The organism is Saccharicrinis aurantiacus, assembly GCF_947489045.1.
Taxonomy (GTDB): domain Bacteria; phylum Bacteroidota; class Bacteroidia; order Bacteroidales; family Marinilabiliaceae; genus Saccharicrinis; species Saccharicrinis aurantiacus.
In genome coordinates, this window is record NZ_CANLCN010000001.1 from 732,419 (window position 1) to 758,338 (window position 25,920).

Genomic DNA, 25,920 nt, shown 5'->3' on the forward strand with positions numbered 1-25,920 from the left:
TACTTAAAAAGTTAAAACAAAACTTAAATAGGCTTTGTGTGTTTGTACACGCTTTAATTAAGTTTTAAATGGGCTTTGTTTGTTTTTACATTGCTTGTTCAAGTTTTAAATGAGCTTTGTGTGCGAGTAAAAAGCTTGTTTAAGTTTTAATTGGCTAATGTTTGCGCAAACATTGCTAAACTGGCCAAAATAATTTAAAATCATTTTTGAGTGTTTACCAATATTTTTTTACTGGCATCAACAAATATTTAGGTATTGATACCTAATGGCACTAATCTAAGTGTTGCCTTTTTGGAAGTATTATGTGATGCAGAAATGGAGTGTGGGTTAGTGATATGGATAGTAGTATGGGTGTTCATTTTATTAGGGTTTTGGATAAAGTATTAAGAATGAGTATGTAAAAATATAACAATTATGTACAATGTCAAGAGTTAAAGCAAAAAAAAATCCCGAATGTGGCTTACATCCGGGATTTTAATCTAAATACTAATTGTTATATTATCACTCAGCTTAGCTGAAGGTAATTGTTTGTTTTATAATAGGTTTCCTATTTTAATACCAAAATAAACCGTTCTTGGCATTTGCGGACCATACATATAAGCAGGGTCTCTATTAACACCGGTATCTAAGTCACTTTGATAACTGTTAAATATGTTTTTAATACCTGCTGAGAATGCCACATCAACACCACTTTTCGATTTAAGGGTATATTCTGCTTTTAAACCTAAATCAAAAAACTGATCGGTAGTTCTTAATTCACCTTCTTCAGCTTTTTCTAATTCTGGCCCAAAATAGGCAATATTCATAGATCCTGTATGGGTGGCGTTAGCAGATAAAGTAAGCTTGCGTGTTGGTTTATAGTTAAGCGTAAAGAATCCGTAGTTATTCGGAGTTCTTAAAAACTCTTTTGTAGTAAGTGTTCCTGCGTCATTATACTCTTGTTCCTCATCAAACTGACTTGATTGGAAGGTATAGCCACCGTTAAAATCGAATTTAATAGAAGGAGCATAGCGTAACTCAAAATTGATACCTTTAACACGAGCAGGAACATCTGAATTAAAACGAGTATACAAGGCAACGCCATCTTCATCTGGTGCACCATGATCTAATACAAATGCATTTTCTAAATATGTATAAAAGCCTTCTACTAAAAATTCAAACTCCCCACTACCAATTTGTGAGTGGTAATCGAACGAGGCCATCATGCTGTGACTAGTTTCTTGCTCTAGGTTATCGCCATTTACATGTACCACTTTACGGGCTGCAGAAGATTCAATGTGTAAATCCTCGTCAAAAATTTGAGGTGCTCTATATCCTTGCGAGTAGCTACCTCTAATTCTAATTTTATCACTAGGAGAATACAATGCATTTAAGCGCGGACTAACTACAACGTTATCTAAATCGTTTTTTGAATCCACTTCATTGTTTATATCGTAATAATCTACTCTTAAACCTCCCGATAGAGTTAACTTATTAAAAGCATATTCATATTGTCCGAATGCACCCCAAATGTTACTGTTTTGTTTAGATACTTGGCGTGTATCCTCGGTAAGCATTGTACCACTTTCTTCATCAAAGTAAGTATAAGCCAATTTTTTATCATTAAGCTTACTACCATTATTCTCAATACCTGCTACTAAGTTCGATTTTCCGTAGTCAGCCTTGTATTGTGTACCTATTGCATACGATAAATCAGTAGTGTGCCCGTAACCACTAGGATCCTTCTCTGCACCATAATACGAACCTCTATCAATATGCTGTGCCGATGCATATACAGATAATTGACCATTATTTTCACCCACAAAACGTGTGTAGTTTATGGCTCCGGTGTTTATTTTGTGTTCTACGGCTTCTGCAATTTCAGCCTCATGTTTTGGTAAGTCTAATTGATCGCCACCTCTTCTGTCTTCTTGAATATGGAAATAATCAAAAGTAATTTTATCTCTATATCCCATTCGGTGATAAACACTGGTTCCTAAAGTAACATTGTTCAATTCAGCAAGCTCAGTAAAGCCATCACCATTATAATCAAAACCTTCTCTGTTTCTGTGCGATCCATATAAACTCATACCTGTGTTTTTGTCTTCAGTAACAATTGAGGTATTTAAGTTGATGTTTAAATCGTTAGCAGCACCATCTTTACCAACACCTATAATACCGTTATTGATACCTGCTTCAAAAGTATTTGTTGTAGGCTCTTTTGTTATTAAGTTAATAGTTCCGGCAATTGCATTACTTCCGTAAAGTGCAGAACCGCCACCTTTTACAACCTCAACCTGCTCAATCATATTAGCAGGTATCATTTCTAAACCATATACGCTGGCTAAGCCTGAGAATATCTGGCGACCATTAATTAGTACCTGAGAGTATGAACCTTCCATACCATTCATTCTAACACTATTGGCACCACAGTTTTGGCAATTGTTTTCGGTTCTGATACCAGGTGTAAAGCTTAATCCTTCGCTTAAAGTAACCGATTGTGTTTGGCTAAAAGTTTTAGGAGTCATGGTATTTACCACCATCGAAGCGTTAACTCGTTTCTTTTGATGTTTATCGGCTGTAACAACCACTTGCTCTAGGCCTAGTACATCTTCAGCTAAGTCGAAGTTAATCACCAAGTTTTTTCCAATTTCATAGTCAATCTCAACTTCTTTGGCTTTGTAACCAACTGCTTGCGCTATAATTGTGTAATGGCCTTCGGGTAAACTACTAAAAGTATATACACCTTTGTCATCAGAAGCGGTTCCTAGGGTTGTTGAGGCTATGGCTATTGTGGCAAACGGAATTGGTTCGCCGTTGGTTGATACCATTCCTTTAACAGGAGGTAGTTTATCCGCAGCAAACAGTGTAGTTGCTGTTAAAAATAGCGCAAAAATAGAGAGGTTTCTTAGTAAATTATTCATTTGTTCTTATAACTTTTTGTTGTTCGTGCTATAAAATAAGGTATGCCATAGTGCTAAAATCGGTTAGAGCTAGCGCTATAATACCAAATGCATACATATTCTATGCAATAACATAATGTATTACAGATATCTTGAGCTTACCAGCATGGTAGGCCGTATAATACTGCTTCGGTTTTGTAATTAAATTGTTCTTTAGCTGAGCTTAAAACATTCAGGATTTTAGTCTTTACATGTAAAAACAATACTGTTTATGCTAAAACGTAAGGAGGAGCTCTGAGTGGTGATGTGTGGTATAAGTTACCAATGTGTAACTCAAGTATGTTTGTAATGTATTTATAAGAACAACTAAGTGTTAGTTCTTTTAAATTTAAGCTAATGCTTGAGTCCAGAAATGTTAGGGTAGTGCTAAAGTCTCCAAAGGAGCAGCGAGAGGCATCAGATGAGTGGCCTTGGCCATGTTCGCCATTTGCGCCTAAATTATGAAAGTGAATTAGAATTTCATTATTCCCCAATATGTGAGCATGCAACTTACTTCCGAAACCGACGGCCAAGCCAACGTTTAGGAATAACAGAAGAGCTGTTAATAATAGGGATAATATTTTTCGGGTTCTTTTCATAATTGCTGATGCAAAAATGCAAACATTATTGGTGCGATACTATCCCTATATGTTGGGGTTTTTAAATATTTATGAAGAAAATCTCAATCTTATAAATACTGATAAATGCAGTTGTATTGGGCTTAACCGCCTGATTTTTTGGCTTTATACCCTGCTTTAATCACAAGATCGAGCACTTTGTCTCTAAAATCGCCTTGTATAATAATTTCACCGTTTTTTACTGATCCACCAACACCACATTTCGATTTAAGCTCTTTTCCCAAGTCTTTTAAATCGCTTTCTTCACCAATAAAGCCAGTAACCAAAGTAACTGCTTTTCCTTTGCGGGCTTTTTTATCAAGCATTATACGTAGGTTTTGCTGTTGTGGGGGTAAAGTTTCCTCGCTAGCTTCTTCGTTATAGTCGTAATCAAAGTTACTACCTGTTGAAAATACAATACCTTCTCTGTCTTTTCTATTCTTTGCCATTGTTTATCATTCTTTGGCACGAAAATACTAAGATTTTTTTGATATCAATTTGATCAATTAAAATTGAGCTTCGAAGTTATTTTAAGTTTTAGAGGAATTTCCAGATTTATGGATTGATTATCAGTGTAAAATTTCAGTCTTTTATTGCATAGCCATAAGTGCGGAATTAATTAGTAGTAGTTAATGGAATTAAGATGTTGCGTGTAGATTTTCGGAATAACATTAAACTACTTCTTAAATAAATCAACAGCCAAAATTAAGTTTTGCGTAAAGAACAGTGATCAGAAATAAGCTTTATCAACTTAGATTCAGTTTAAAGTCGATTCAAATTCATTTATGGATGTTTCGAAATATTTATAATGTTCATAATAGAAATAATAAGATAAATTCGAGCCCTTTGATATAACATAATACAATCGGCAATGATTAAAATAATCCGAAGATTTTTTCTTATCTCTATATTTGCAATAAGCTGCGTATTTTCAGATGCACAAACATTAAACGATACTATTCCAAAAGAAGATATTCCAGAAGTATCTTCTTTAGATAGAATTGCAGACATGTTTACGTTTGAGAAGCCTAGAGCAACTATTTCAATTTATCCCACGTGTACCTACGAGGAGTTATCAGGTGTTGCAATCGGTATTATGCCTGTAATTCAGTTTAAGTCTAGAGATACAACTTTACTTTCTGATCAAAAAAGACCTACAGCTTTAATTCCTCGTCTTAGTTACTCAACTAAGGGGCAACTAGATCTTGATTTTACATTCGTTATGTTTACTCAAAATGGTTGGAATGTTTCATCTTTCCTTTGGTATTCTGATTACCAAACGGCTTTTTACGGAATAGGAAATAATGCTACTGATGGCGCTTTTTCTCCTTATAAGATGAAGAACTTGGTTTTTAATGGAGAATTAGCAAAGCAATTAAGTAACGAAAGCTTTTTAGGACTAAGGTATGATCTTAATGTTGCTAAAATAAGCGATACCTATGGCGATGTTTTAAATCCTTCGATAAACGGATATGATGGTGGAGTAACATTTGGTTTAGGTCCCATTTATAAATATGATAGTCGCAATAATGTATTCTTTCCAGAAAAAGGTTCCTATCATCAGGCTTACGCGGTATTTTATCCAAAATTTTTCGGAAATGAGAATTCTTTCGCTCAAGCAACAGTTGATTTACGTAAATACTGCTCAATTGGCAATTCAAATAATGTGCTTGCGTTTCAGGGATACGCTAGCTTTACTTTTGGCGAAGCGCCTTTTTATCAACTTCCAATGATTGCAAATAAAATATTAATGCGCGGAATCAACCATCCTCATATGTTTATCGATGATCATGCTTGGCTTGCCCGTGCAGAGTATCGTAAGTATTTGTGGTGGCGCGTATCGGGTACACTTTTTACTGAGTTAGGCAATAATTTTGGAGCGGAAGGAAATCATATGTTTGAAAATGTAAAGTATAGTTATGGTGCGGGCTTTCGTTTTCAACTTGTTCCGGATAAAAAAATACATTTCCGCGCCGATTTAGGATTTGGGCCCAAAGGCGAGAGTGCATTATACTTTACAGTTCTTGAAGCATTTTAGTGTAGCTCAATACTAAAGTATTTTTCTTTAATATTAATATTCGTATAATTTTAATGAACAAGGGTTCAAAATATGGCGTTTTATGTTGTAAAAGATGTATATTTTTAGCTTTCACGTTGTGGTAACTATGAATTTTATCATACTTTTGCGATTCGGAAAAATCACCACCTTATTTTGAATCTTAAAAAAGAAAAAGGAGCAGAGTTCTAAATGTACAAGATTATAGAGAAAACGTTTTTCTCAGAAAACGTTGTGAAATTTGAAATTGAAGCGCCACGTATAGCTAAAGCTAGAAGGGCAGGGCACTTTGTAATTGTAAAAATAGGAAAAAAGGGGGAGCGATTTCCCTTAACTATAGCTGGTGCTGATAGAGTTAAAGGCACAATTACCCTTGTGGTTCAAAAGGTTGGTGTTTCGTCTCGAAAGCTTACTGCACTTAATGTTGGAGATCATATAACTGATTTAGTTGGCCCACTAGGACAAGCCACGCATATCGACAACAAAGGTACTGTTTTAGCCTGTGGCGGTGGAGTAGGGGTTGCACCTCTTTTACCAATTGTTGAGGCTTATAAAAAAGCGGGTAATAGAGTGGTTACTGTAATTGCTGCTCGTAACAAAGATTTAATCATTCTTGAGGATCAGATTAGAGAATACTCAGATAAGCTTGTGATTATGACTGATGATGGTTCATACGGTCAAAAAGGACTTATTACTGATGGCATGGAGCAGATTATTAAAGATGAGGATATCGCTGAAGCAATGATTATTGGCCCTGCCGTTATGATGAAATTTGCATCCTTAACCACAAAAAAACATAACATACCAACTTTAGCTAGTTTAAATACTATAATGGTTGACGGTACGGGTATGTGTGGTGCTTGCCGCATTACAGTGGCAGGTAAAACAAAATTTGTTTGTGTCGATGGTCCTGAATTTAATGCACATGATGTTGATTTTGATGAGATGTTATTGCGCTTAGGTGGATACAAAGAAATTGAGAAGGAAGCAGAAACAGATTACCTAAAACAGTGTGAATAGATTATTCCGATGGAAAATAGATCAGAATCGTTAAAAACTGAACGAAACGAAGCGTGGCGTTCAGATTTGAGAAAAAATATAAAAGCCAAAGACCGTACTTCCTTAATTAGAGCTAAAATGAATGAGGTTGATGCGAATGTTCGTATCAAATCGTATGTTGAGGTAAATAGTGGCTTAACGGTTGAGCAAGCACAACAAGAGGCAGCAAGATGTATTGATTGTGCGAATCCCACTTGTATAAATGGTTGTCCGGTTGAAATAAACATCCCTAAATTTGTGAAGCGAATTGAGCAGGGTGAATTTTTAGAGGCTGCCAAAGTGTTGAAAGAAACAAGTACTTTGCCTGCTGTTTGTGGTCGTGTTTGTCCGCAAGAGAAGCAATGTGAGGCCAATTGCTTTTATACACAAAAATTGAAGAAAGAACCCGTTGCGATTGGATATTTAGAGCGATTTGCTGCCGATTATGAGCGCGAATCAGGTCAGATGTCTGTTCCTGAGACAGCAACGAGTAATAATATAAAAATTGGAGTAATTGGATCAGGACCAGCAGGTTTAACCTTTGCAGGAGAAATGGCCAAAAAAGGATACTCCATTACTGTTTTTGAGGCATTACACGAAATAGGTGGAGTGCTTAAATACGGTATTCCAGAGTTTAGATTACCGAATGATATTGTTGATGTGGAGATTGATAACCTCAGGAAAATGGGGGTTCAGTTCGAAACAAACTTTGTTGTGGGTAAAACAGTAAGTTTTGATGATTTAAAAGAAGAAGGCTACAAAGCCTTTTTTGCTGGTAGTGGTGCTGGTTTGCCTCGTTTTATGGGTATACCTGGCGAAAACTATATTGGCATTCAAAGTTCAAACGAATATCTTACACGAATTAACCTAATGCATGCTGCTGAGCAAGATACGGATACTCCGGTGGTTAGCGGTAAAAATGTAATGGTTATTGGTGGAGGTAACACAGCCATGGATTCAGTTCGTACAGCTAAAAGGCTAGGTGCCGATAGGGCCATGATTGTATACCGTAGAGGTATGGATGAAATGCCAGCACGTAAGGAAGAAATTCATCATGCAATTGAGGAAGGTGTTGAGTTTATTACTTTAGCTAACCCAATTGAGTACTTTGCCGATGAAAAGGGCCGAGTTAATAAAGTAAAAATTCAAAAAATGGAATTAGGTGAACCTGATGCAAGTGGTCGTAGAAGACCTGTTGCCATTGAGGGTTCAGAATACTTAATTCAGGTAAGCACCGTTGTTGTAAGTGTTGGGGTGTCACCAAATCCATTAATTCCGGATTCTTTGCCTGAGTTAACCACAACTAAGTGGGGAACTATTGAGGTTAATGAGGATACTTTACAGTCTTCAATTAATACTGTTTTTGCAGGTGGAGATATCGTAAGAGGAGGTGCAACTGTCATCTTGGCAATGGGCGATGGACGAAGAGCTGCACAGTCGATGGATAATTTTTTGAAGAAAAATGAACAATAATTAAACAAAAATGCCGTATTATTGTTTCATACTTGACAAAATAAATTAAACATAATAAATTCGAATTCTCATTATATGAAGATATTAGAATCGAAGTACCTAGGATTGAGACTCAAAAACCCTATTATAGTAGGGAGTTGTGGATTAACAAACTCAGTAGAGAGTATAAAAAAACTAGCAGAAAACGGCGCAGCAGCTGTAGTTGTAAAATCAGTATTCGAAGAAGAAATTATTCAGGAGCACCAAGATGTGTTAAAGAATAAATTGGGCGATCAAGATAATAATCTTGAGTTTTTAGATTATTTCGATTACCAAATTAAGAGCGATGTTCTTAAAAAAACAGCCGCTTTAATTCAAGATGCAAAAAAGGAAGTTGACATTCCAATCATTGGTAGTATTAACTGTGCATCTTCGGGGGAGTGGGTTTCTTATGCTAAAATATTAGCCGATGCTGGTGCTGATGCCTTAGAATTAAACTTATTTAAGTTGCCATCTGATGTAAATCAGAAAGCAGATGAACAAGAGCAATTTTATCAGTCAATAGTTTCTGCCGTTAAATCACACGTATCTATACCTGTTTCAGTTAAAATAGCTCCTTATTCATCTAATTTGGCTGCAAGCATTAAAAAGATGGATGATATTGGTGTAGATGGTATCACTATGTTTAATAGGTTCTATAATGTAGATTTTGATATATATACTGATGAGGTAATTGCAGGTAGTCCATATTCAACTAATGAGGAGTATTATAATGCTTTGCGATGGATTTCTATTATGTCAGGTAAAGTGAATACCGACTTATCAGCAAGTACAGGTGTGCACAATGCTGAAACAGCTATAAAAATGTTAATGGCAGGTGCTACAACAGTGCAAATAGTATCTAAAATATACATGGATGGTCCTGAAGTAATTTCTTCTATACTTGAAGGTATAAAAGAGTGGATGGAAAAAAGAGGATATGTAAGTATTGATGAGTTTAGAGGTTCAGTTCATCATGATCCTGATCAAAACTCAGAGCGCTTTGAGCGAGTTCAGTTTATGAGGTATTTTGGTGAGCATATGATTTCGTAATTTATAACATACAAAATATTGCCAAGGGCAGGATCATTTTTTGATTCTGCCCTTTGTTTATATATGGAGGGTTTAGCTCATTGAAGTTAATGTTTGGAACATAGCTTCAATGTTTGCCTAGTGTGTTTCTTAAAATCCCTTATGGCATAACTTATTTTATATGCGATGTAAGTGTGATGTGCTGAACCACAAAAAACTGATGAATATGTATTTGTGGTTTGAGTTGTTTTGATATTAAGTTTTTATTATTTACTTTTGCGCCACATTAATTTAATTTACAATAATTATGTTGAATCATTATGAAGCCGTTTTCATTTTGACTCCTGTTTTGTCTGATGTTCAGATGAAAGAAGCAGTTGAAAAGTTCCGAGGTGTTATCACCGAGAACGGAGGAGAAATTGTAAACGCAGAAAATTGGGGATTACGTAAACTTGCGTATCCAATTCAAAAAAAATCTACAGGTTTTTATAACCTATTTGATTTTAAAGTAGAACCAGATGTTATTGCAAAGCTTGAGCTTGCTTTTCGTCGCGACGAGCGTGTTATTCGTTTTCTAAGTTTTAGAATGGATAAGTATGCAGAGGCTTACAGTGAGAAGAGAAGAAAAAACATCAAAGAAAAAAAGGAGAAATAGGACATGGCACAAAATCAAAGTGAAATCAGATATTTAACTCCTCCGTCAGTAGAGATCAAAAAGAAAAAATACTGTCGTTTTAAGAAATCAAAGATCAAGTATATTGATTACAAAGATCCTGAATTTCTTAAGAAGTTTTTAAACGAGCAAGGTAAAATTCTTCCTCGTCGTCTAACTGGTACTTCATTAAAGTATCAAAGAAAAGTTGCAACTGCAGTTAAGCGTGCGCGTCACCTTGCATTGTTGCCTTATGTTACTGATTTGATGAAATAAAAACAGGAGGATTAAAAAATGGAAGTAATTTTAAAAGATGATTTAGCCAGCCTAGGACACAAAAATGATGTTGTAAAGGTAAAGGCTGGATACGGTAGAAACTATCTTATTCCTCAAGGGCTTGCAATTTTGGCTACTCCTTCTGCTATCAAAGTACATGAAGAGAATATGCGCCAAAGAGCTCATAAAGAAGAAAAGATTAAGAATGATGCGCTTGAAACAGCTAAGAAAATGGAAGGTTTATCTCTTTCTATTGGAGCTAAAACAAGTACAACTGGTAAGATTTTCGGTTCTGTAAATACAATTCAGATTGCAGAGCAGTTAGAAAAGCAAGGTTATACTATTGAGCGTAAAAACATTTCTATCAAAGAAGACCAAGTGAAAGAAATTGGTAAATACGTAGCAACAGTAAAACTTCATAGAGAAGTTAAAGTAGAAGTTAACTTCGAAGTAGTTGCTGAATAAAACAGTATAAACTTATACGAGATACATTTTCAAACAAACAGATTAAAGCCATTACTTTTAGTAATGGCTTTTTTGATTTCTATTTTTTTGTATAAAAAAAAGAATATTCTTCTGAATAGCCTTTGTGATCTCGTTATATAAAGCTCAATGAGTTTTATTTTATGGCGATGGTCTCTATTTCAACCATAACTCCTAGTGGTAGTTCTTTTACTGCAAAAGCTGCTCGTGCAGGAGGATTTTCGTTATAGTATTTCCCATATACCTCATTCATGGCTTTAAAGTTTGCCATATCACTTAGTAGGCAAGTTGATTTTATAACATCCTTAAATGAATATCCTGCTTCGCTTAGGATGGCTTCGATGTTTTTCATTACCTGCTCTGTTTGAGCTGTAATATCGCCTTCAATAACCTTTCCTGTGGCTGGTACAATAGGTACTTGACCAGAAATATATAAGGTGCCATTAGCTTCGATAGCTTGGCTATATGGGCCAATTGCTGCAGGAGCATTAGTTGTGTTAATTATCTTTTTCGACATCGCTATAGTATTTATTGATTAATAGTAACCTGGGTTGTCTCTCGGACTACTACGTTTCTCAAGTTTTAAATCTTGAAGTAGTGATGAGTTAACTCTGATTGAAAAGAAATAAGATTTATATCTACCTACTGGCACAACATTGAAGCTCATACCCCAACAGTGTAAATCACGAGAGATTCTAAGGTTAGTATGTGCTATTTCTTTTAAATCAAAATTATAACCAGTGGTGAAAGAAAATTTCCATTTTGGTGTTAACGAAAAATCTCCATTAACATTAATATCTGAAGTTACTTTGTGGCTAAAGGTTTTTGCAACGGGGTCAAATGTGTCGTTTACTAGCCTAAAGCTATAGCTAAGTGAGAGGTTCCATGGTATTTGAAATTGAGTATAGCCATCATCATCCAAACTAGTTTCCTGTGTGCCTCTTGTGTTGGCAAATTCGTCCTCAATACGATCAATACGATCAAGAGGATCAAGGAAATCATCTTCTAGCTCATCTTCGTTGTCGTCTTCATTGCTACCTCTCCCTTGTCGTTTTTCACGCCATTTTTTTATTTTATCAGAACCAATTGAAACACCAAAGTTAAGGTTGGCACTTTCTAATCGAAGAGGTTTTCCGGTTTCTGAAAAGTAAGATTTATTAACTCGTACGGCTTGTTCAGAACCTTCATATGTTTCTTCAAGCGCATAACCATCAAAAACAGCTCCAAAATTAATATTGGTTCCCGCAATTTTGGTACGACCATTCATATTAATAGCGCCCCACTTTAATGAATCTGCCAAAAAGTTATGAGAGGTAGAAAAGTTTAATCCTTCAAGAATCTTTATTTTTTTAAATCCGGTACTGTCCCTATCACTCTTTACTTTCATTTCAAGTGTATTACCGAGGCTTAGTCCTAAACTACCTGACTTTCCTTTTCCGGGTGTACCGTACAGTGATCCTTCATATCTTGAGTATTCGTGTGCTACTATTTCATCACGATCTCTATCGTAGTATTCAAAATAATCGTAATAGCCGTATTTAGGGTCTGCGAAGTCGGGTCTGAATGATACAGAGGCAGATGGCGTCATTACGTGTCTAATAGCGTCTACTTTATCACCAAAAACCTTTCTCCAGGGTCTATAAAACGAATATATTTTTGTAGATGTACTTGCTCCAAAATTATAATCCCATACTCTGTTAAAGCCATTTATTGTATCTGTCTGTATTATTTGGTTGTTCAGTGAATCATAAGCCTGAGTGGTAGATTTAGAGTACCATCGTTCAGTATAATTAAAGTTAGGTGTTACAGTAAAGTATTTTAATAATTTTAGGTTAAGCGAAACTGGTATTGTGTGCTTCACCCCATTTTCCCAATCCTGAGGGAAGTTTTTGTCACTTAGCTCGTATTCCTTTGTATTAATGTAGTTTTTCATATTCCCGGTATACGATAAGCTAAGCTTCTCATACCAGGCTTCTTTACTACCAACCTTGTTTTTGTTTTTAAAGGGGAAAACTCGGTTCATTGTTAGGGTTAAATCAGGAGCTGTAAAGTTTACAGTAGTATCTCTGGAGTTTTGAGAGGCTAAAAGGTTGGCCGAGAAATTAAATGGTGTACTCGGAAATCTTCTGCTGTATGAGATACTTGATCTTTTTGTGTTTGTGGCTACTCTATTCGGGTCTACAATACTGTTTACATTGTTCTGATCAAAAGAGCTTGTACTATAATTTACACTTGCTGAAAAGGTTTGATAAGGATTTGCCTTTGCATCTTGCCTATGCGACCATGTTATGGAAAAATCTTTCGTTTTTAGATAGGTTTCAGGAATATCTTTTTCACCTGTAACATTCTCAATATACTGAAGGTTAAAGTTTCCTCCGTATTTGTATCTGTTTTTGTATTTAGATGCTGCACGTACTGCCCATGATGTGTTGGCATAAATATCTCCGGTTACTGCTAAGTCAAAATAATCATTGGCGGCCCAATAGTATCCTCCATCTCTTAAAAATATTCCTCGAGAGCTTTCTTCTCCGTAGGATGGGAATATAACACCAGAGCTATATGAACTAGTAGTTGGAACAAACCCAAAAGGTATACCTATAGGATATAAAGGGACATCTTCAATTACTATATACGCCGGACCGGTTATTGTTTTCTTTCCGGGTATTACCTTTGCTTTGGTAAGGTTAAGGTAGAAGTGTGGATGATCGTGATTGTCACAGGTACTATAGTGGCCATCTTTTATGCAAAATGAATTATCAGGAGCTTTTTTAGCTACGTCACTTACTATATAGCCTTCTCCTTGTTCAGTAACAACATGTTCAATAATTGCCTTTTCAGTATTAAAATTGTATTTAATGGTTCTCATTTCATAAGAACCACTTTTATCGGTAAACACGGGTAAGCCTTCTGCGATACCTGTACTGTCGTTTTCTATTCCTTTGGCATAGGTAAGACTACTATCCAAATCTAACTCAATAAAAGCTGCGGTAAGAGTGATATCTAAATATTTAACTTCGGCATCGCCATATAAATACACTTTTTTCGAGCCATCCATCGTCATGATGATGGAATCCTTTGCAGTATATTCAACTTCCGCATCAATTCCCAATCCATTTGATTCTTGGGGTGTATCAATACCTGTTGTATCAACTGGTGTATTTAAGCTATCAATTTGGCTGATAAAAGTAGAGTCGATTTCATTAATGACCGTACTTAAACTATCAGGAGGTAGTTCTTGAGCTACAAGGTTGTGTGGAAAACAACATAGTAGATATGAAGCTATAAATATAATTGAATGTATTGTGTTTTTTTTCAATTTAATAGTATAATCCATTTATATATGTAAAGACTGCCTTGCGCAGCACAAAAGTATACAAAAATTGGCTAAGCCATCTTTTTATAGAAGAAAATAAGCAAAATGTTTCAATTTATTATTCCGCCATTTATATATTTGCATCATTAACGTAATATTTAAATTCCTGTAAAATACTGACCTCAATGAATTTCAAGTTTATTCGTCTCTTTTTTGTTATTATATTAGTAATTGAGCTTTTGGGAGCCTCAAAACTATCTGCTCAAACAACCGGTAAATTAAAATGCGTTGTAATTGATGCTGGGCATGGAGGTAAAGACCCTGGTGCTCATGGGCATAAGGTTAGGGAGAAAGATGTTGTGCTCAATGTAGCATTAAAACTCGGAAGTTATATTAACCAGTATTTGCCTGATGTAAAAGTTGTTTATACAAGAAAAAAGGATGTTTTTGTGCCACTTAATGAACGTGCAGAAATTGCGAATAAAGCCAATGCTGATTTATTTATTTCTATTCATGCCAATTATATATCTAATTCTAAAGTTACAGGTACGGAAACCTTTGCTCTAGGATTACATAGAACGGAGGATAATTTAGAGGTTGCAAAAAAGGAAAATTCAGTAATTAGATTAGAAGATGATTACTCAACAACATATGAGGGATTTGACCCAGAAGTACCAGAATCGTATATCATATTTGAATTGATGCAAAACATTTACCTTGATCAGAGTATCAGGATGGCTCAATTAGCAGAAGGACAATTTAAAGCCAGGGTTGGAAGAAGGAGTAGAGGAGTTAAACAAGCCGGCTTTTTGGTTTTACGAGAAACGGCAATGCCCGGAATTCTTGTTGAGCTGGGTTTTTTAAGTAACCCTAACGAGGAAAGATATTTGGGTTCTGAAGAGGGACAATCGCTTTTGGCTTCAGGTATTTTTAGAGCTTTTCGCGATTATAAAAATGAGTACGAAGCAAATAATAGCCTAGATTTAGTAGAGAAGAAAGAAAGTGTAAAAGAAGATTCTATTACATATCGAATTCAGATTACGAGTTCAAAGAAACAAATAAAGGAAGGCACTTCAATTTATAAAAAATACACCGATGTGTTTGAATATACTGAGGGTAAATATTATAAGTATACTATTGGTAGCTCTTCTGATTATGATGAAATTAGTAAGTTGTTGGTAGAAGCCAAAAAGGATGTGAAAGATTGCTTTATTGTTGCTTTTAAAAGTAATAAAAAGATATCTTTGACAGAAGCAAGAAAGCAAACCATAGAATAATATTGAGTGGTAAAAAGCAACTTTTTAAAGCATCGTCAAAAATTTAGGGGTAAGTTTTTGATTGGGCTATTTAAAATTTAAAAGTATTACCATGAATAATTTCTATCCTAAAATAAATGAAAATTTAAGTACACCAAAATTTCTACAGTTAGTTGAAAGTATTGAAAATGCGGTTCAAAATGGAGACTTGGAGGTAGGGGATGCTTTGCCATCGGTTAATGATATGGTGAAAGAGTGTTCTCTCTCTAGAGATACTGTTTTTAAGGCGTATAGTGAGCTGAAAGCCCGTAAGGTAATAGAATCTGTGAGAAATAAAGGTTATTATATTTGCGATAACTCACATCGTATATTTTTATTGCTTGATACTTTTAAAGCCTATAAAGAAGTTCTTTTTGGTGCTTTTCGCGATGCTTTACCAATGAGTTATAAGGTTGATATTCATTTTCATCATTATAACGCTGTTGTTTTTCGAGATACAATTAATAATGCTATCGGTAAGTATAGTCATTACATTGTAATGAATTTTGATCATCCGAAGGTAGCATCAAGTATTAATAAAATTGATGCATCAAAGTTATTATGTATTGATTGGAAAGTGAATTTACCTAGTGAAAGTTCTTTTGTGGGGCAAGATTTTGGTCAATCGGTTTATGATAATTTATTGATTGCTGAGTCAAGACTGCGTAACTATAAGAAATTAATATTCGTTTATCCAACCACAACATATCACCCTAAAGAAAGTATCCTTTATTTCGAAAACTTCTGTAAGAATAAGGGGTTCAATTACGAAGTATTATATGATGAGAGTAAGCTAGATCCACAAAAAGGGGAGTTATACTTCACGGTTAGTGACCGAATTCTTGCAAAATTATTAGATTTTATTCATGATAATCAATTTATTTTAGGTACTGATTTAGGCATAATATCATATAACGAAACCCCTACTAAGAAGTATATAAAAAATGGTATTAGTGTTATATCTACCGATTTTGAAACGATGGGAATGAAGATTGCGTCGTTTGTGTCGAGTGGTATTAAGATTGATGAGTTTATTCCAACTAAGTTCATCGATCGGGCATCTATATAATTAGATTATCAAATCGAATGTTCCTTTTGTCAAAATATTTATTCTATTGTGAATATATATTTGTTTTATAACTGAACTTGCATTTAAATTTGTTTAATAATTTCGAGTAATCTGGTTAATATATGCAATTGAGCATTATGTTAATTTATTGATTTGTATTGAACAAAATTGCTCGTTGTATGTATCTAAGTTTTAGACTTATCTTAAATTCTTTCTTATGGAACAGTTAAATCAATTATTTGAATCATCTAGGGAATATATAGTTACCTATGGTGGTAAGGTTTTATTAGCCATTCTTACCTTAATTATTGGCTTTTGGGTTATTGGAAAAATAGTAAAGGCTTTTAAATCAATATTTGCCAATAAGCATATTGATGAAACATTACAGCCTTTCTTAATTGGTATTCTTGGATATACCTTAAAGGTGTTGTTAGTAATCAGTGTAATGGGCATGGTAGGTGTTCAAATGACTTCCTTCATTGCTGTTCTAGGTGCTGCAGGTTTAGCTGTTGGTATGGCACTATCTGGTACGCTTCAAAATTTTGCAGGTGGTGTTATGTTGTTAGTTCTAAAGCCTTTTAAGAAAAACGATTTTATAGAGGCACAAGGTTATCTTGGTGTGGTTGAAGAAATTCATATTTTCAATACCAAATTAAAGACTGTCGATAATAAAATTGTAATTATACCTAATGGAGGTTTATCAACCTCAAGTTTGATTAATTACTCAGCAGAACCTACACGTAGAGTTGATTTTTCATTTGGTATAGGTTATGGCGATGATATTGATAAAGCTAGAAATCTGATTTTGGATGTTGCAAAACGTAATGATAAAATACATACCTCTCCGGAGCCATTTATTGCTGTTGGCGAACTTGCTGATAGCTCAGTAAACTTAACTACAAGAGTATGGTGTAACGGACCAGATTATTGGGATGTTTTCTTTTATATGAATGAAATGGTGAAAAAAGAATTCGATCAAAACGGAGTTTCTATTCCATTCCCACAAAGAGATGTGCATCTTTTTAAAGAAAAAAACGATTAATAAACCTTAATTAAAATCTCAGATTGAGATTTCGAATAAAAAACAATTAAATGAAAAAGACCCTAATATCAAGTATTCTTCTTTTTTTACTGATGAGTGTATCTGCACAAGAAGAAGGAGATACAATTAAAGCTTGGACTGCAGGAGCAGTTACTTCTCTTAACTTTTCACAAGTTTCACTTACCAATTGGGCTGGTGGAGGAAATAATTCTGTAGCAGGAACATTCCTATTTAAAGGTTTTGTAAATCATAAAAAAGATAATATTGCTTGGGATAATACACTCGACTTTGGTTATGGTTTAACAAAGCAAGGATCTGAAAACCTTGCAAAATCAGAAGACCGTATTCAATTGGTTTCTAAATTTGGATATGAAGCAGGTAAAAATTGGTATTATACAGTAATGGCAGATTTTAAAACTCAGTTTGCCGTAGGTTATAAGGATCCTATTAAGCAGGATATCACTATTTCTGACTTTATGGCTCCTGGTTATCTGCAATTATCTTTGGGTATGGATTATAAACCATCAGAGAATTTCACTGTATTTTTGTCCCCAATAACATCAAAAACAACTTTTGTTTTGAACGATAGTCTATCAACTGAGGGTGCTTTTGGTGTAGATCCTGGAGAAAAAGTAAGGGAAGAGTATGGTGCTAGTGCTAAATTATTGGCTAAGAAAGCCGATGTAATTAAAAATGTTGGTGTTTATACACGTCTTGATTTATTTTCAAGTTATACCAACAACCCACAGAATATTGATGTGGATTGGGAATTTGGAATAAGTATGAAAGTTAATGATTACTTAAGTGCATTGTTTACTTGTAACTTAGTTTATGATGATGATATTAAGTATGTAAGCGATGAAGGTATTGAACAAGGAGCACGTCTGCAAGTAAAACAACTATTTGGAGCTGGTTTAACATACAGTTTCTAAAATAATAGTAAAATAAATTATATGGCAAGGTCAATTAAGATCTTGCCTTTTTTATTTTAGTCGGTATGGTTTTTGTTGTAATTTCTAATCATTCGTACTTCTTAAAAATTATCGTGCTATGAAAAATTTACTTCTATTTATTTATCTTCTTACTTTTAGCAGTTTGGCCTATGCACAAGCAGACTCTGCTTACATAAATGTAGATAAGGTACCTGTTTTGAAACAGAATAATGGGAACGTTCAAAAAGCAATTAATAAGGCCCTGCAATATCCTTTTGCTGATATGATAGCTCAAAATGAGGGGGAAGTGTTAGTGAGCTTTGTAATAACCGCAGAAGGAATTATGTCAGATATTGAGGTTGTAGAGGGGTTAACAGAAACTTTAAATAAAGAAGCTTTAAGAGCAGTCCTATCGCTAAAAAAATGGAAGCCTGGTAAATTGAATGGAGAAATAGTGAATACTCAATTAACCATACCGGTACATTTTAAATTATCTGCCGAACAACATGATCTGGCAAATAAATTAAAGCCTATGTACAGCAATGGAAAAAATCCGCTATTTGTGCTTGATAACAAAAAAGTAAATGGCTTGAGTGAAATTGAATATTTTAATGTAAGATCAATACGTGTTATAAAAGGAGAAAAGGCCACTTCACTCTTTGGTTCGGATGCTAGGGATGGGGTTGTTGTAATTGAAACAAAGCGAGGAACCTATCCTCAATATCAAATGTATTAGTGTAACTTTTCTGAAATCTAAGCGTATAAAAGTATAGTTAGTGAACTTCTTTATGAGTCTAATAATTCTTGTTATTGGGCTTTTCGCAGATTGTTAATACGAAGTGCTCAATGCAATAAGAAATATGTGAATACCTAATTTTGGTCATTGATATATTTTTTGAGTGATTCAATTTTAGGGTTGTCTATAATTTAATAAAGGCAGAGTCATGTTACCTAAAAAGTATGAGCACGCGAATTTAGAGCATAAGAAAATTGCTTTTGTTGAACTAGGTTTTATTGTAAGTTTAGCTATAGTCCTGTTTTCTTTAGAGCTAAATATCTCTCCAAAGTCAAAAAATCTCCAAATTGTAAATGAGGTCATCTATTTAGAAGAAGAGATGATTCCCATAACAAAGCAATTAACTCCAAAGCCACCTGAAATTCCTAAAGTAATAAACACTTCTGATATTCTAAATATTGTGGCCGATGATGTTGAGATAGATGTTGAATTGGAAATTGTTGATTCAGAGATTAATGAAGATGATGATGTTGAATATACAACTAATTGGGAGATAGAGGAAGAAGAGGAGGTAGTAGAAGCTCCAATCTTTATTGTAGTAGAAGAGATGCCAATTTTTCGACCAGATATTTGTGATACACCTGATGAAGGAAAACTGGAATTAATGAAGTATGTGGCAAATGAGGTAAGATACCCTGTTGTAGCTGCAGAAACAGGAATAACCGGTAGAGTTTATGTGAGTTTTGTTGTTTCAGAACAAGGTAATGTTACAAATGTTGAGGTGGTTAGAGGTGTTCACCCTGCTCTTGATAAAGAAGCATTGCGTGTAATTGAGTCATTACCAAAATTTTCTTCAGGTAAGCAAAGAGGGAAGCCTGTCAGGGTGCAATATAATGTGCCGATTAATTTTGTATTGAGGTAAATTTGTTGCTTACTCTATTATTAGAGATTCTTTTTCGGTTGTTCTAAATTTTGGATAAAGAGCTATTGTTTTAATACATTTTAACCACGATTTACTGAACTTTGTTTCATTATATCGATATTTTACATTTACTTTGCATCACACTTCAAAGCAAGCACAATAATAATTATTGAAAGATGAGTTTTTCAGGAACAATTACACGTGGTATGTATTGTTTATCAAATTTCAAATCAGGTTTTTATTCAAATACTTCGATAAAAGCTTAAATGAAGACTTGCATTCTCATAATAGAAAAATACATCTTTTTTATACAATCAATTATTGGTTGTACAATCACTCGCATTTATTTTTATAATTATATAACAAAATACTCGCTCCATAATGGAATTTATTAATCAACTAAAGGCAAAGGCGAAAGCAAATAAAAAAACAATTGTTCTTCCAGAAGGGGAAGAAGAAAGAACATTAAAGGCTGCAGATATCATAATTGGTGAAGGTTTTGCAAATATTATCTTGATAGGTAATCCAGAAGTAATTGCAGAGAGTAAAGCTAAATATGGATTGGGTAATATAGAAAAAGCAACAGTGGTTAATCCTTTATCTAATGATAAAAAAGAAGATTACATAAATCTTTTGCTAGAACTCAGAAGAAGTAAGGGTTTAACAGAGGAGAAGGCGGCTACCTTAGTTGAAGATCCACTTTATTTGGCAACACTAATGATAAAAAATGGTGATGCTGATGGAGAAGTGGCAGGCGCTTTAAATGCAACAGGAGATGTTTTGCGTCCTGCATTTCAGATTGTTAAAACATTGCCTGGTATCAGTGTTGTATCAGGAGCTTTTATCATGATAATGAAAGATAAAGAGTTTGGTGATAACGGCATGATGGTTTTTGCAGATTGTGCGGTTCATCCAAATCCAACAGCGAGCGAACTTGCTGAGATTGCAGTTACTACAGGAAAAACAACCAAGTCAATTGCAGGAATAGAGCCTAGAATTGCCATGTTAAGCTTTTCAACTAAAGGCAGTGCTAAACACGAGATGGTTGATAAAGTAAGAGAAGCTACTGAGTTGGCTCAGAAAATGGCTCCTGAAATGAAAATTGATGGTGAAATGCAAGCTGATGCTGCAATTATCCCAGCTATAGGTAAATCTAAGGCTCCGGATAGTGAAATTGCTGGTAAGGCTAATGTATTAGTATTTCCAACTTTAGAAACAGGAAATATTTCTTACAAATTAGTACAGCGTATGGCTGGAGCTGAAGCAATTGGTCCTGTTTTGCAAGGGATGGCAGCACCGATTAATGATTTATCAAGGGGATGTTCTGTAAGTGATATTGTAAATTTAGTTGCCATCACAGCAACGCAAGCTGCAGGGCTTGTATAATTTAAGTTTGAATCAATAAATACTATATATAATGGCTGAAATATTAGTAGAACCTATTGAAAGGTATGCACTAAGTTCTAAAAAGAAGAAAAGCACAACTCTTTTTTCTAAGGTTGGAGTAATAGGATGTGGTAAAGAGGGACAATCTATTGCGCGTATTGCAAGTTGGCATGGCATGGAAGTGGTTTTTCTTGAACTTTCTGAAGAAAAAATAACAACTGCAATTACCAATATAAGTACTGAATTAGATGATAGAATTGAAGGCTGGGGTTTAACTTCTAGCGAGAAAAAAGCTATCATGAGTCGTATTAAAGGTACGATGGATTATAAAGATTTGGCAGATTGTGATTTTGTAATTGAGGCCATTAGATCTGACGATCAAACAGGTTCGAGAAGTATAGATGCTCGCAAAGAGGTGTTTACAAAGGTTGAAGAGATTGTTAGAGAAGATACAATAATAGCAACCAACTCTACAACAATTATTATTACAGAATTAGCTTCTGAAATGAAGAAGCCTGAGCGCTGTATTAGTTTACACTTCTTTGTAACATCTCCTGAGGCAAAAATTATTGAGGTAGTAAAAGGATTATACACTTCTGAAGAGGTGTACTCTAAGGTATGTACTTTTGTTAAGCTCATTAATAGAGATGTAATTCCGGTAGAGGAATCAGCTGGCTTAGTAAGTGTTCGTTTGTACGTAACATTGTTAAACGAGGCTTGCCAAACCTTTATGGAAGGTGTAGCAACTAAGGCTAATATCGATAAAACAATGCAGGTTGGTTTAGGAATGCGTTTCGGACCATTTGAAACAGCAGATATCATTGGTTTAAGTAAGATTTCGAAATGGATGGATAATCTTTATGAGGAATTTGGAAATAGTAAGTATAAGCCATCACCACTTATAAAGCGTTTAGTTCGTGCAAAGCATTTAGGCAAACTCACGGGTGAAGGTTTTTATAAGTACGATGAACAAGGAAAAATAATAGGAGAATAATATTATTTATCCGAAATCATTATCCCATTTATACTCACAAAGAATTTGTTACAATGAAAATATTAGTTTTAAACTGCGGTAGTTCATCTATTAAATATCAGTTGTTCGATATGAATGACAATGGTCATGAAGTGATGGCCAAAGGAGCAATTGAAAAGATTGCACTAAAAGGTTCTTTTTTAAAGCACGAAAAAGAAAATGGAGAAAAAGTTTTATTAGAAGGTGAGATCTTAGATCACCAAACGGGAATTGATTATATATTAGGTGTATTGTCAAGTGATAAGCATGGTTGTATTTCTAAATTAGAAGAAATTGATGCTGTAGGTCACAGGGTTGTACACGGGGGAGAGACTTTCAACTCTAGTGTGTTTATTACCAACGAGGTAATAGAGAAAATGAATGAGTGTATAGAGTTAGCACCTCTTCATAATCCACCAAACTTAAAAGGTATTGAGGCTATCGAGCAATTATTACCTCATGTACCTCAGGTTGGTGTATTTGATACAGCATTCCACCAAACAATGCCAAAGCATGCTTATATGTATGCCATTCCTAATTCATTATATCAGAAATATGGCGTTCGTCGTTATGGTTTTCATGGTACAAGTCATAAATATGTTTCGGCTCGCGCTTGTGAACTATTGGGTGTTGATTATAAGTCTCAAAAAATTATTTCTTGTCACCTAGGTAATGGCGCATCTATTGCAGCAATTAAAGATGGAGAATCTGTTGATACTTCAATGGGTTTTACTCCTTTAGAAGGTTTAATGATGGGTACAAGAGCTGGTGATTTAGATATCGGTGCTGCTACATTCATTATGGATAAGGAAGTAATTGGTACTAAATCGGCAAGTATCCTATTTAATAAGCAGAGTGGTATGCTTGGCGTAACAGGTGTATCTTCTGATATGCGTGAAATTACTGCTGCTATAGAGGCGGGTAACGATCGTGCCAAATTAGGTTTGGATATGTATACTTACCGAATTAAGAAATTTATTGGTTCTTATGCCGCTGCTATGGGCGGTATTGATATCATTATCTTTACAGGAGGTATAGGCGAAAATGCGTTTTATGTGCGTCGTGATGTTTGTGCTGATCTCGAATATATGGGATTAGAATTTGATGTTGAGAAGAACGACAAGCTATTTAGTGAAGAGACTACTATAAGTAAACCAGATAGTAAAGTAACCGTTATGGTTGTTCCTACTGATGAAGAGATGGTTATAGCGAAAGATACGAAGCAAATTGTTGAAGAATTAGCAAACAGGTAAGCTAAGGCTCAAGTTTTACAAAAAGACTACTAGGTTTTACATTTTTACGTGATAAATATTAGTTGTTATTATACTATTCATTAGTACTTTTAACAATTAGAATCACAGCAAAATCGTAAAATTTAGTAGTCTTTTTTATTTATGCCTATGTTTAAGAAATTATCAGATTTAGAGCAGCTTATTATAAAAAATAGCCTTTGTAGAACTCTTGCGTTAGCAGTTTCGCAAGATTCCAATTCTTTAGATGCAGTCCATCGAGCTTATCAATTGGGAATAATTAAACCAATTTTAATTGGAGATGAGAAATTGACAAAGGAAATTATAGAAGCTAATAATTATGATTTTACAGGAGCTCGTTTTATCGATGAGTCAGATCATGAGAAGTGTGTTAAAATTGCCGTGTCATTAGTTCATGATGGAGAGGCGCATACACTAATGAAAGGGAAGGTGGCAACTCCAGTATTGTTAAAAGGGGTTTTAAACCGAGAGTGGGGTTTGAGAAAGAGTAGTTTGTTATCACATTTTGCTTTATTCGAGGTAAATACTTACCATAAACTTATCGGAGTTACGGATGTAGCAATGAATATTGCACCAAACTTGAAAGATAAAATTCATATCGTTAATAATTCAGTAGCCTATTTAAATAAGATGGGTATCCCAAAACCGAAGGTTGCTGTTTTGGGAGCAATAGAGATGGTTAACGAAAATATGCAAGCTACATTAGATGCTGCATTATTATCAAAAATGCAACAGCGCGATCAAATTAAGAATTGTATAATTGACGGACCTTTAGCTTTTGATAACGCCGTAAGTTTTGAGAGTGCCAAGCATAAAAATATTAAAAGTGCTGTGGCAGGAGATACCGATATCTTGCTAATGCCCGATATTGAGGTGGGAAATGTGCTGTATAAATCCTTGGTGTTTTTTGCAAAAGCGAAGGTAGCATCAATAGTTTTAGGAGCATCAGCACCAATTGTATTAACCTCTCGCAGCGATTCAGATGAATCAAAATACTATAGTATTTTGTTGGCAGCTTTAGCATAGACGGTTCTAACAGATTATTAAGACAAAAACTCAGATAAATAAACTCGATAAATGGATAATTTTAGAATTTTAGCAATTAATCCTGGATCAACATCTACCAAAATTGCTGTGTTTGATAATGAAAGATCAATTTTTCTTAAAAGTATTAATCATTCAAATACTGATCTTGATCAATTTGCATCAATAACAGATCAATTTGAATTTAGAAAGGAAGTAATTTTAAATGAATTAATTCAGGCGGACATTGATATTGAAAAAATTAATGCAGTTGTGGGTAGAGGTGGTCTTGTTAAGCCTATTGAATCCGGTGTTTATGAAGTTAATGAGGCTTTAAAGCACGATTTGATCAAAGGGGTTATGGGTGAGCATGCGAGTAATCTTGGGGGGTTAATTGCTGATGATATTGCCAAAAGTTTACCCGGAGCTAGAGCTTTCATTACGGACCCTGTTGTGGTAGATGAGTTAGAAGATGTAGCTCGTATTACAGGTAATCCAGATATGCCACGACGTTCTATTTTTCACGCCCTTAATCAAAAAGCAGTAGCTAGAGTATTCGCTAAAACAAGAGGTTTTGTTTACGAAGAATTAAACCTGATTGTTGCTCACATGGGTGGTGGAGTTTCTGTAGGAGCACATAAACAAGGAAAGGTAATTGATGTAAATAATGCCTTAGAGGGTTATGGCCCATTTTCACCTGAACGTGCCGGTACATTACCAACAGGCGCTATTATTAAGGCCTGCTATAGTGGCGACTATACGTATGAGGAAATGAAAAAAATGGTGAATGGTAAAGGTGGTTTGGTGGCTCACTTAGGAACGAATCAAGCTTATGATGTAGTTCAGCGTATTGAAAAAGGAGATAAGCAAGCTGAGCTTGTTTTGAGTGCCATGTGTTATCAAATTGGTAAAACCATTGGAGGATGTGCTACCGTTCTAAAAGGAAAAATAAACGGTATTATTCTTACTGGTGGTATTGCGCATTCTGAATACGTAGTTAATTATATAAAGGATATGGTCGATTTTATTGCTCCAGTTGCCGTTTACCCTGGGGAGGATGAAATGACTGCTTTAATGCAGAATGCACTTATGGTTCTTCAAAATAAAGTGGAGACAAAGATATATAAGTAATAAATATTTTTAATTATTATCAAAGCCAATGAGTTGTTTCATTGGCTTTGTTGTATCGCGTTGTTTGTAATATTCAATTTGTAAATCATATTTATGAAAATAATTTTAATAATCTATCGTATATTTAACCCTTTCAATTGAGTAATTAAGTAATCCATTTACATAAGTACCATAGTTGTTATGTCTTATGTTTAATTCAGGCCTATTGCTCAATCATTAAAA

General features: G+C 34.7%; 23 protein-coding genes. 18 read left to right on the top strand and 5 right to left on the bottom strand.

Features of this window, described 5'->3' with window-relative positions; genetic code table 11:
- Positions 1-533 precede the first annotated feature (533 nt).
- The 3 genes from QMO11_RS02660 to QMO11_RS02670 all read right to left on the bottom strand — a co-directional run bounded on the left by QMO11_RS02660 (position 534) and on the right by QMO11_RS02670 (position 3,987).
- Positions 534-2,903, bottom strand: coding sequence for a TonB-dependent receptor (locus QMO11_RS02660; protein ID WP_282035911.1), 2,370 nt, complete (start codon positions 2,901-2,903; stop codon positions 534-536).
- A gap of 248 nt (positions 2,904-3,151) precedes the next feature.
- Positions 3,152-3,520 (bottom strand): hypothetical protein, encoded by a 369-nt coding sequence (locus QMO11_RS02665; RefSeq protein WP_282035912.1) that lies wholly within the window; start codon positions 3,518-3,520, stop codon positions 3,152-3,154.
- Between the two features lie 122 nt (positions 3,521-3,642).
- Positions 3,643-3,987 (bottom strand): translation initiation factor, encoded by a 345-nt coding sequence (locus QMO11_RS02670; protein ID WP_282035913.1) that lies wholly within the window; start codon positions 3,985-3,987, stop codon positions 3,643-3,645.
- 422 nt (positions 3,988-4,409) lie between these two features.
- Here QMO11_RS02670 and QMO11_RS02675 point away from each other — a divergent pair, with 422 nt between their 5' ends.
- The 7 genes from QMO11_RS02675 (at position 4,410) to rplI (ending at position 10,548) form a co-directional block, all read left to right on the top strand.
- Positions 4,410-5,576 carry a BamA/TamA family outer membrane protein gene (locus QMO11_RS02675; RefSeq protein ID WP_282035914.1) on the top strand — a complete coding sequence of 389 codons (1,167 nt, stop codon included), beginning with the start codon at positions 4,410-4,412 and terminating at the stop codon, positions 5,574-5,576.
- A gap of 210 nt (positions 5,577-5,786) precedes the next feature.
- On the top strand, positions 5,787-6,614 hold the full coding sequence (locus QMO11_RS02680) for a sulfide/dihydroorotate dehydrogenase-like FAD/NAD-binding protein (RefSeq protein WP_068472562.1): 828 nt from the start codon (positions 5,787-5,789) through the stop codon (positions 6,612-6,614).
- A 9-nt stretch (positions 6,615-6,623) separates the two neighbouring features.
- Positions 6,624-8,105, top strand: coding sequence for an NADPH-dependent glutamate synthase (gltA, locus tag QMO11_RS02685; RefSeq protein ID WP_282035915.1), 1,482 nt, complete (start codon positions 6,624-6,626; stop codon positions 8,103-8,105).
- 75 nt (positions 8,106-8,180) lie between these two features.
- Positions 8,181-9,176: a dihydroorotate dehydrogenase-like protein gene (locus tag QMO11_RS02690; RefSeq protein ID WP_282035916.1), complete on the top strand. Its 996-nt coding sequence runs from the start codon at positions 8,181-8,183 to the stop codon at positions 9,174-9,176.
- 286 nt (positions 9,177-9,462) lie between these two features.
- Positions 9,463-9,810: a 30S ribosomal protein S6 gene (gene rpsF / locus QMO11_RS02695; RefSeq protein ID WP_222844139.1), complete on the top strand. Its 348-nt coding sequence runs from the start codon at positions 9,463-9,465 to the stop codon at positions 9,808-9,810.
- Positions 9,811-9,813: 3 nt separating this feature from the next.
- The gene (gene rpsR / locus QMO11_RS02700) at positions 9,814-10,083 is read left to right on the top strand and encodes a 30S ribosomal protein S18 (RefSeq protein WP_068472558.1); all 270 of its coding nucleotides are present in this window, start codon (positions 9,814-9,816) and stop codon (positions 10,081-10,083) included.
- Positions 10,084-10,101: 18 nt separating this feature from the next.
- Positions 10,102-10,548: a 50S ribosomal protein L9 gene (rplI, locus tag QMO11_RS02705; RefSeq protein ID WP_068472555.1), complete on the top strand. Its 447-nt coding sequence runs from the start codon at positions 10,102-10,104 to the stop codon at positions 10,546-10,548.
- Positions 10,549-10,702: 154 nt separating this feature from the next.
- Here the strand turns inward: rplI and QMO11_RS02710 are convergent, their stop codons facing one another.
- Complete coding sequence (locus QMO11_RS02710) at positions 10,703-11,083, bottom strand: RidA family protein (RefSeq protein WP_282035917.1); 381 nt, start codon at positions 11,081-11,083, stop codon at positions 10,703-10,705.
- Positions 11,084-11,101: 18 nt separating this feature from the next.
- Entirely contained in the window at positions 11,102-13,882 is a 2,781-nt protein-coding gene (locus QMO11_RS02715; RefSeq protein WP_282035918.1) for a putative LPS assembly protein LptD, read from the bottom strand.
- A gap of 182 nt (positions 13,883-14,064) precedes the next feature.
- Here QMO11_RS02715 and QMO11_RS02720 point away from each other — a divergent pair, with 182 nt between their 5' ends.
- The 11 genes from QMO11_RS02720 (at position 14,065) to buk (ending at position 25,698) form a co-directional block, all read left to right on the top strand.
- Complete coding sequence (locus QMO11_RS02720; RefSeq protein ID WP_282035920.1) at positions 14,065-15,156, top strand: N-acetylmuramoyl-L-alanine amidase family protein; 1,092 nt, start codon at positions 14,065-14,067, stop codon at positions 15,154-15,156.
- Positions 15,157-15,247: 91 nt separating this feature from the next.
- A complete protein-coding gene (locus QMO11_RS02725) occupies positions 15,248-16,243 on the top strand; it encodes a GntR family transcriptional regulator (protein WP_282035921.1) in 996 nt (331 codons plus the stop codon).
- Between the two features lie 217 nt (positions 16,244-16,460).
- A complete protein-coding gene (locus QMO11_RS02730; RefSeq protein ID WP_282035922.1) occupies positions 16,461-17,285 on the top strand; it encodes a mechanosensitive ion channel family protein in 825 nt (274 codons plus the stop codon).
- Positions 17,286-17,335: 50 nt separating this feature from the next.
- A complete protein-coding gene (locus QMO11_RS02735; RefSeq protein ID WP_282035923.1) occupies positions 17,336-18,217 on the top strand; it encodes a DUF3078 domain-containing protein in 882 nt (293 codons plus the stop codon).
- A gap of 118 nt (positions 18,218-18,335) precedes the next feature.
- A complete protein-coding gene (locus QMO11_RS02740) occupies positions 18,336-18,953 on the top strand; it encodes a TonB family protein (RefSeq protein ID WP_282035924.1) in 618 nt (205 codons plus the stop codon).
- 208 nt (positions 18,954-19,161) lie between these two features.
- Positions 19,162-19,875 carry an energy transducer TonB gene (locus tag QMO11_RS02745; RefSeq protein WP_282035925.1) on the top strand — a complete coding sequence of 238 codons (714 nt, stop codon included), beginning with the start codon at positions 19,162-19,164 and terminating at the stop codon, positions 19,873-19,875.
- Between the two features lie 381 nt (positions 19,876-20,256).
- Positions 20,257-21,261 carry a phosphate acetyltransferase gene (pta, locus tag QMO11_RS02750; protein WP_282035926.1) on the top strand — a complete coding sequence of 335 codons (1,005 nt, stop codon included), beginning with the start codon at positions 20,257-20,259 and terminating at the stop codon, positions 21,259-21,261.
- A 31-nt stretch (positions 21,262-21,292) separates the two neighbouring features.
- Positions 21,293-22,255, top strand: coding sequence for a 3-hydroxyacyl-CoA dehydrogenase family protein (locus QMO11_RS02755; RefSeq protein WP_068472538.1), 963 nt, complete (start codon positions 21,293-21,295; stop codon positions 22,253-22,255).
- A gap of 53 nt (positions 22,256-22,308) precedes the next feature.
- Complete coding sequence (locus tag QMO11_RS02760) at positions 22,309-23,526, top strand: acetate/propionate family kinase (RefSeq protein WP_068472536.1); 1,218 nt, start codon at positions 22,309-22,311, stop codon at positions 23,524-23,526.
- 147 nt (positions 23,527-23,673) lie between these two features.
- Positions 23,674-24,570: a bifunctional enoyl-CoA hydratase/phosphate acetyltransferase gene (locus QMO11_RS02765; protein WP_282035927.1), complete on the top strand. Its 897-nt coding sequence runs from the start codon at positions 23,674-23,676 to the stop codon at positions 24,568-24,570.
- Between the two features lie 51 nt (positions 24,571-24,621).
- Complete coding sequence (buk, locus tag QMO11_RS02770) at positions 24,622-25,698, top strand: butyrate kinase (protein WP_068472532.1); 1,077 nt, start codon at positions 24,622-24,624, stop codon at positions 25,696-25,698.
- Positions 25,699-25,920 lie beyond the last annotated feature (222 nt).

Excerpts from the sequence above, each read along its gene's own strand:
- QMO11_RS02660 (WP_282035911.1), bottom strand. The coding sequence starts at position 2,903 with ATGAATAATTTACTAAGAAACCTCTCTATTTTTGCGCTATTTTTAACA.
- rpsF (WP_222844139.1), top strand. The coding sequence starts at position 9,463 with ATGTTGAATCATTATGAAGCCGTTTTCATTTTGACTCCTGTTTTGTCT.
- QMO11_RS02760 (WP_068472536.1), top strand. The coding sequence starts at position 22,309 with ATGAAAATATTAGTTTTAAACTGCGGTAGTTCATCTATTAAATATCAG.
- QMO11_RS02710 (WP_282035917.1), bottom strand. The coding sequence starts at position 11,083 with ATGTCGAAAAAGATAATTAACACAACTAATGCTCCTGCAGCAATTGGC.
- buk (WP_068472532.1), top strand. The coding sequence starts at position 24,622 with ATGGATAATTTTAGAATTTTAGCAATTAATCCTGGATCAACATCTACC.
- QMO11_RS02720 (WP_282035920.1), top strand. The coding sequence starts at position 14,065 with ATGAATTTCAAGTTTATTCGTCTCTTTTTTGTTATTATATTAGTAATT.
- rplI (WP_068472555.1), top strand. The coding sequence starts at position 10,102 with ATGGAAGTAATTTTAAAAGATGATTTAGCCAGCCTAGGACACAAAAAT.
- pta (WP_282035926.1), top strand. The coding sequence starts at position 20,257 with ATGGAATTTATTAATCAACTAAAGGCAAAGGCGAAAGCAAATAAAAAA.
- QMO11_RS02680 (WP_068472562.1), top strand. The coding sequence starts at position 5,787 with ATGTACAAGATTATAGAGAAAACGTTTTTCTCAGAAAACGTTGTGAAA.
- QMO11_RS02755 (WP_068472538.1), top strand. The coding sequence starts at position 21,293 with ATGGCTGAAATATTAGTAGAACCTATTGAAAGGTATGCACTAAGTTCT.
- QMO11_RS02765 (WP_282035927.1), top strand. The coding sequence starts at position 23,674 with ATGTTTAAGAAATTATCAGATTTAGAGCAGCTTATTATAAAAAATAGC.
- rpsR (WP_068472558.1), top strand. The coding sequence starts at position 9,814 with ATGGCACAAAATCAAAGTGAAATCAGATATTTAACTCCTCCGTCAGTA.
- QMO11_RS02735 (WP_282035923.1), top strand. The coding sequence starts at position 17,336 with ATGAAAAAGACCCTAATATCAAGTATTCTTCTTTTTTTACTGATGAGT.
- QMO11_RS02730 (WP_282035922.1), top strand. The coding sequence starts at position 16,461 with ATGGAACAGTTAAATCAATTATTTGAATCATCTAGGGAATATATAGTT.
- QMO11_RS02690 (WP_282035916.1), top strand. The coding sequence starts at position 8,181 with ATGAAGATATTAGAATCGAAGTACCTAGGATTGAGACTCAAAAACCCT.
- gltA (WP_282035915.1), top strand. The coding sequence starts at position 6,624 with ATGGAAAATAGATCAGAATCGTTAAAAACTGAACGAAACGAAGCGTGG.
- QMO11_RS02740 (WP_282035924.1), top strand. The coding sequence starts at position 18,336 with ATGAAAAATTTACTTCTATTTATTTATCTTCTTACTTTTAGCAGTTTG.
- QMO11_RS02670 (WP_282035913.1), bottom strand. The coding sequence starts at position 3,987 with ATGGCAAAGAATAGAAAAGACAGAGAAGGTATTGTATTTTCAACAGGT.
- QMO11_RS02725 (WP_282035921.1), top strand. The coding sequence starts at position 15,248 with ATGAATAATTTCTATCCTAAAATAAATGAAAATTTAAGTACACCAAAA.
- QMO11_RS02665 (WP_282035912.1), bottom strand. The coding sequence starts at position 3,520 with ATGAAAAGAACCCGAAAAATATTATCCCTATTATTAACAGCTCTTCTG.
- QMO11_RS02745 (WP_282035925.1), top strand. The coding sequence starts at position 19,162 with ATGTTACCTAAAAAGTATGAGCACGCGAATTTAGAGCATAAGAAAATT.
- QMO11_RS02675 (WP_282035914.1), top strand. The coding sequence starts at position 4,410 with ATGATTAAAATAATCCGAAGATTTTTTCTTATCTCTATATTTGCAATA.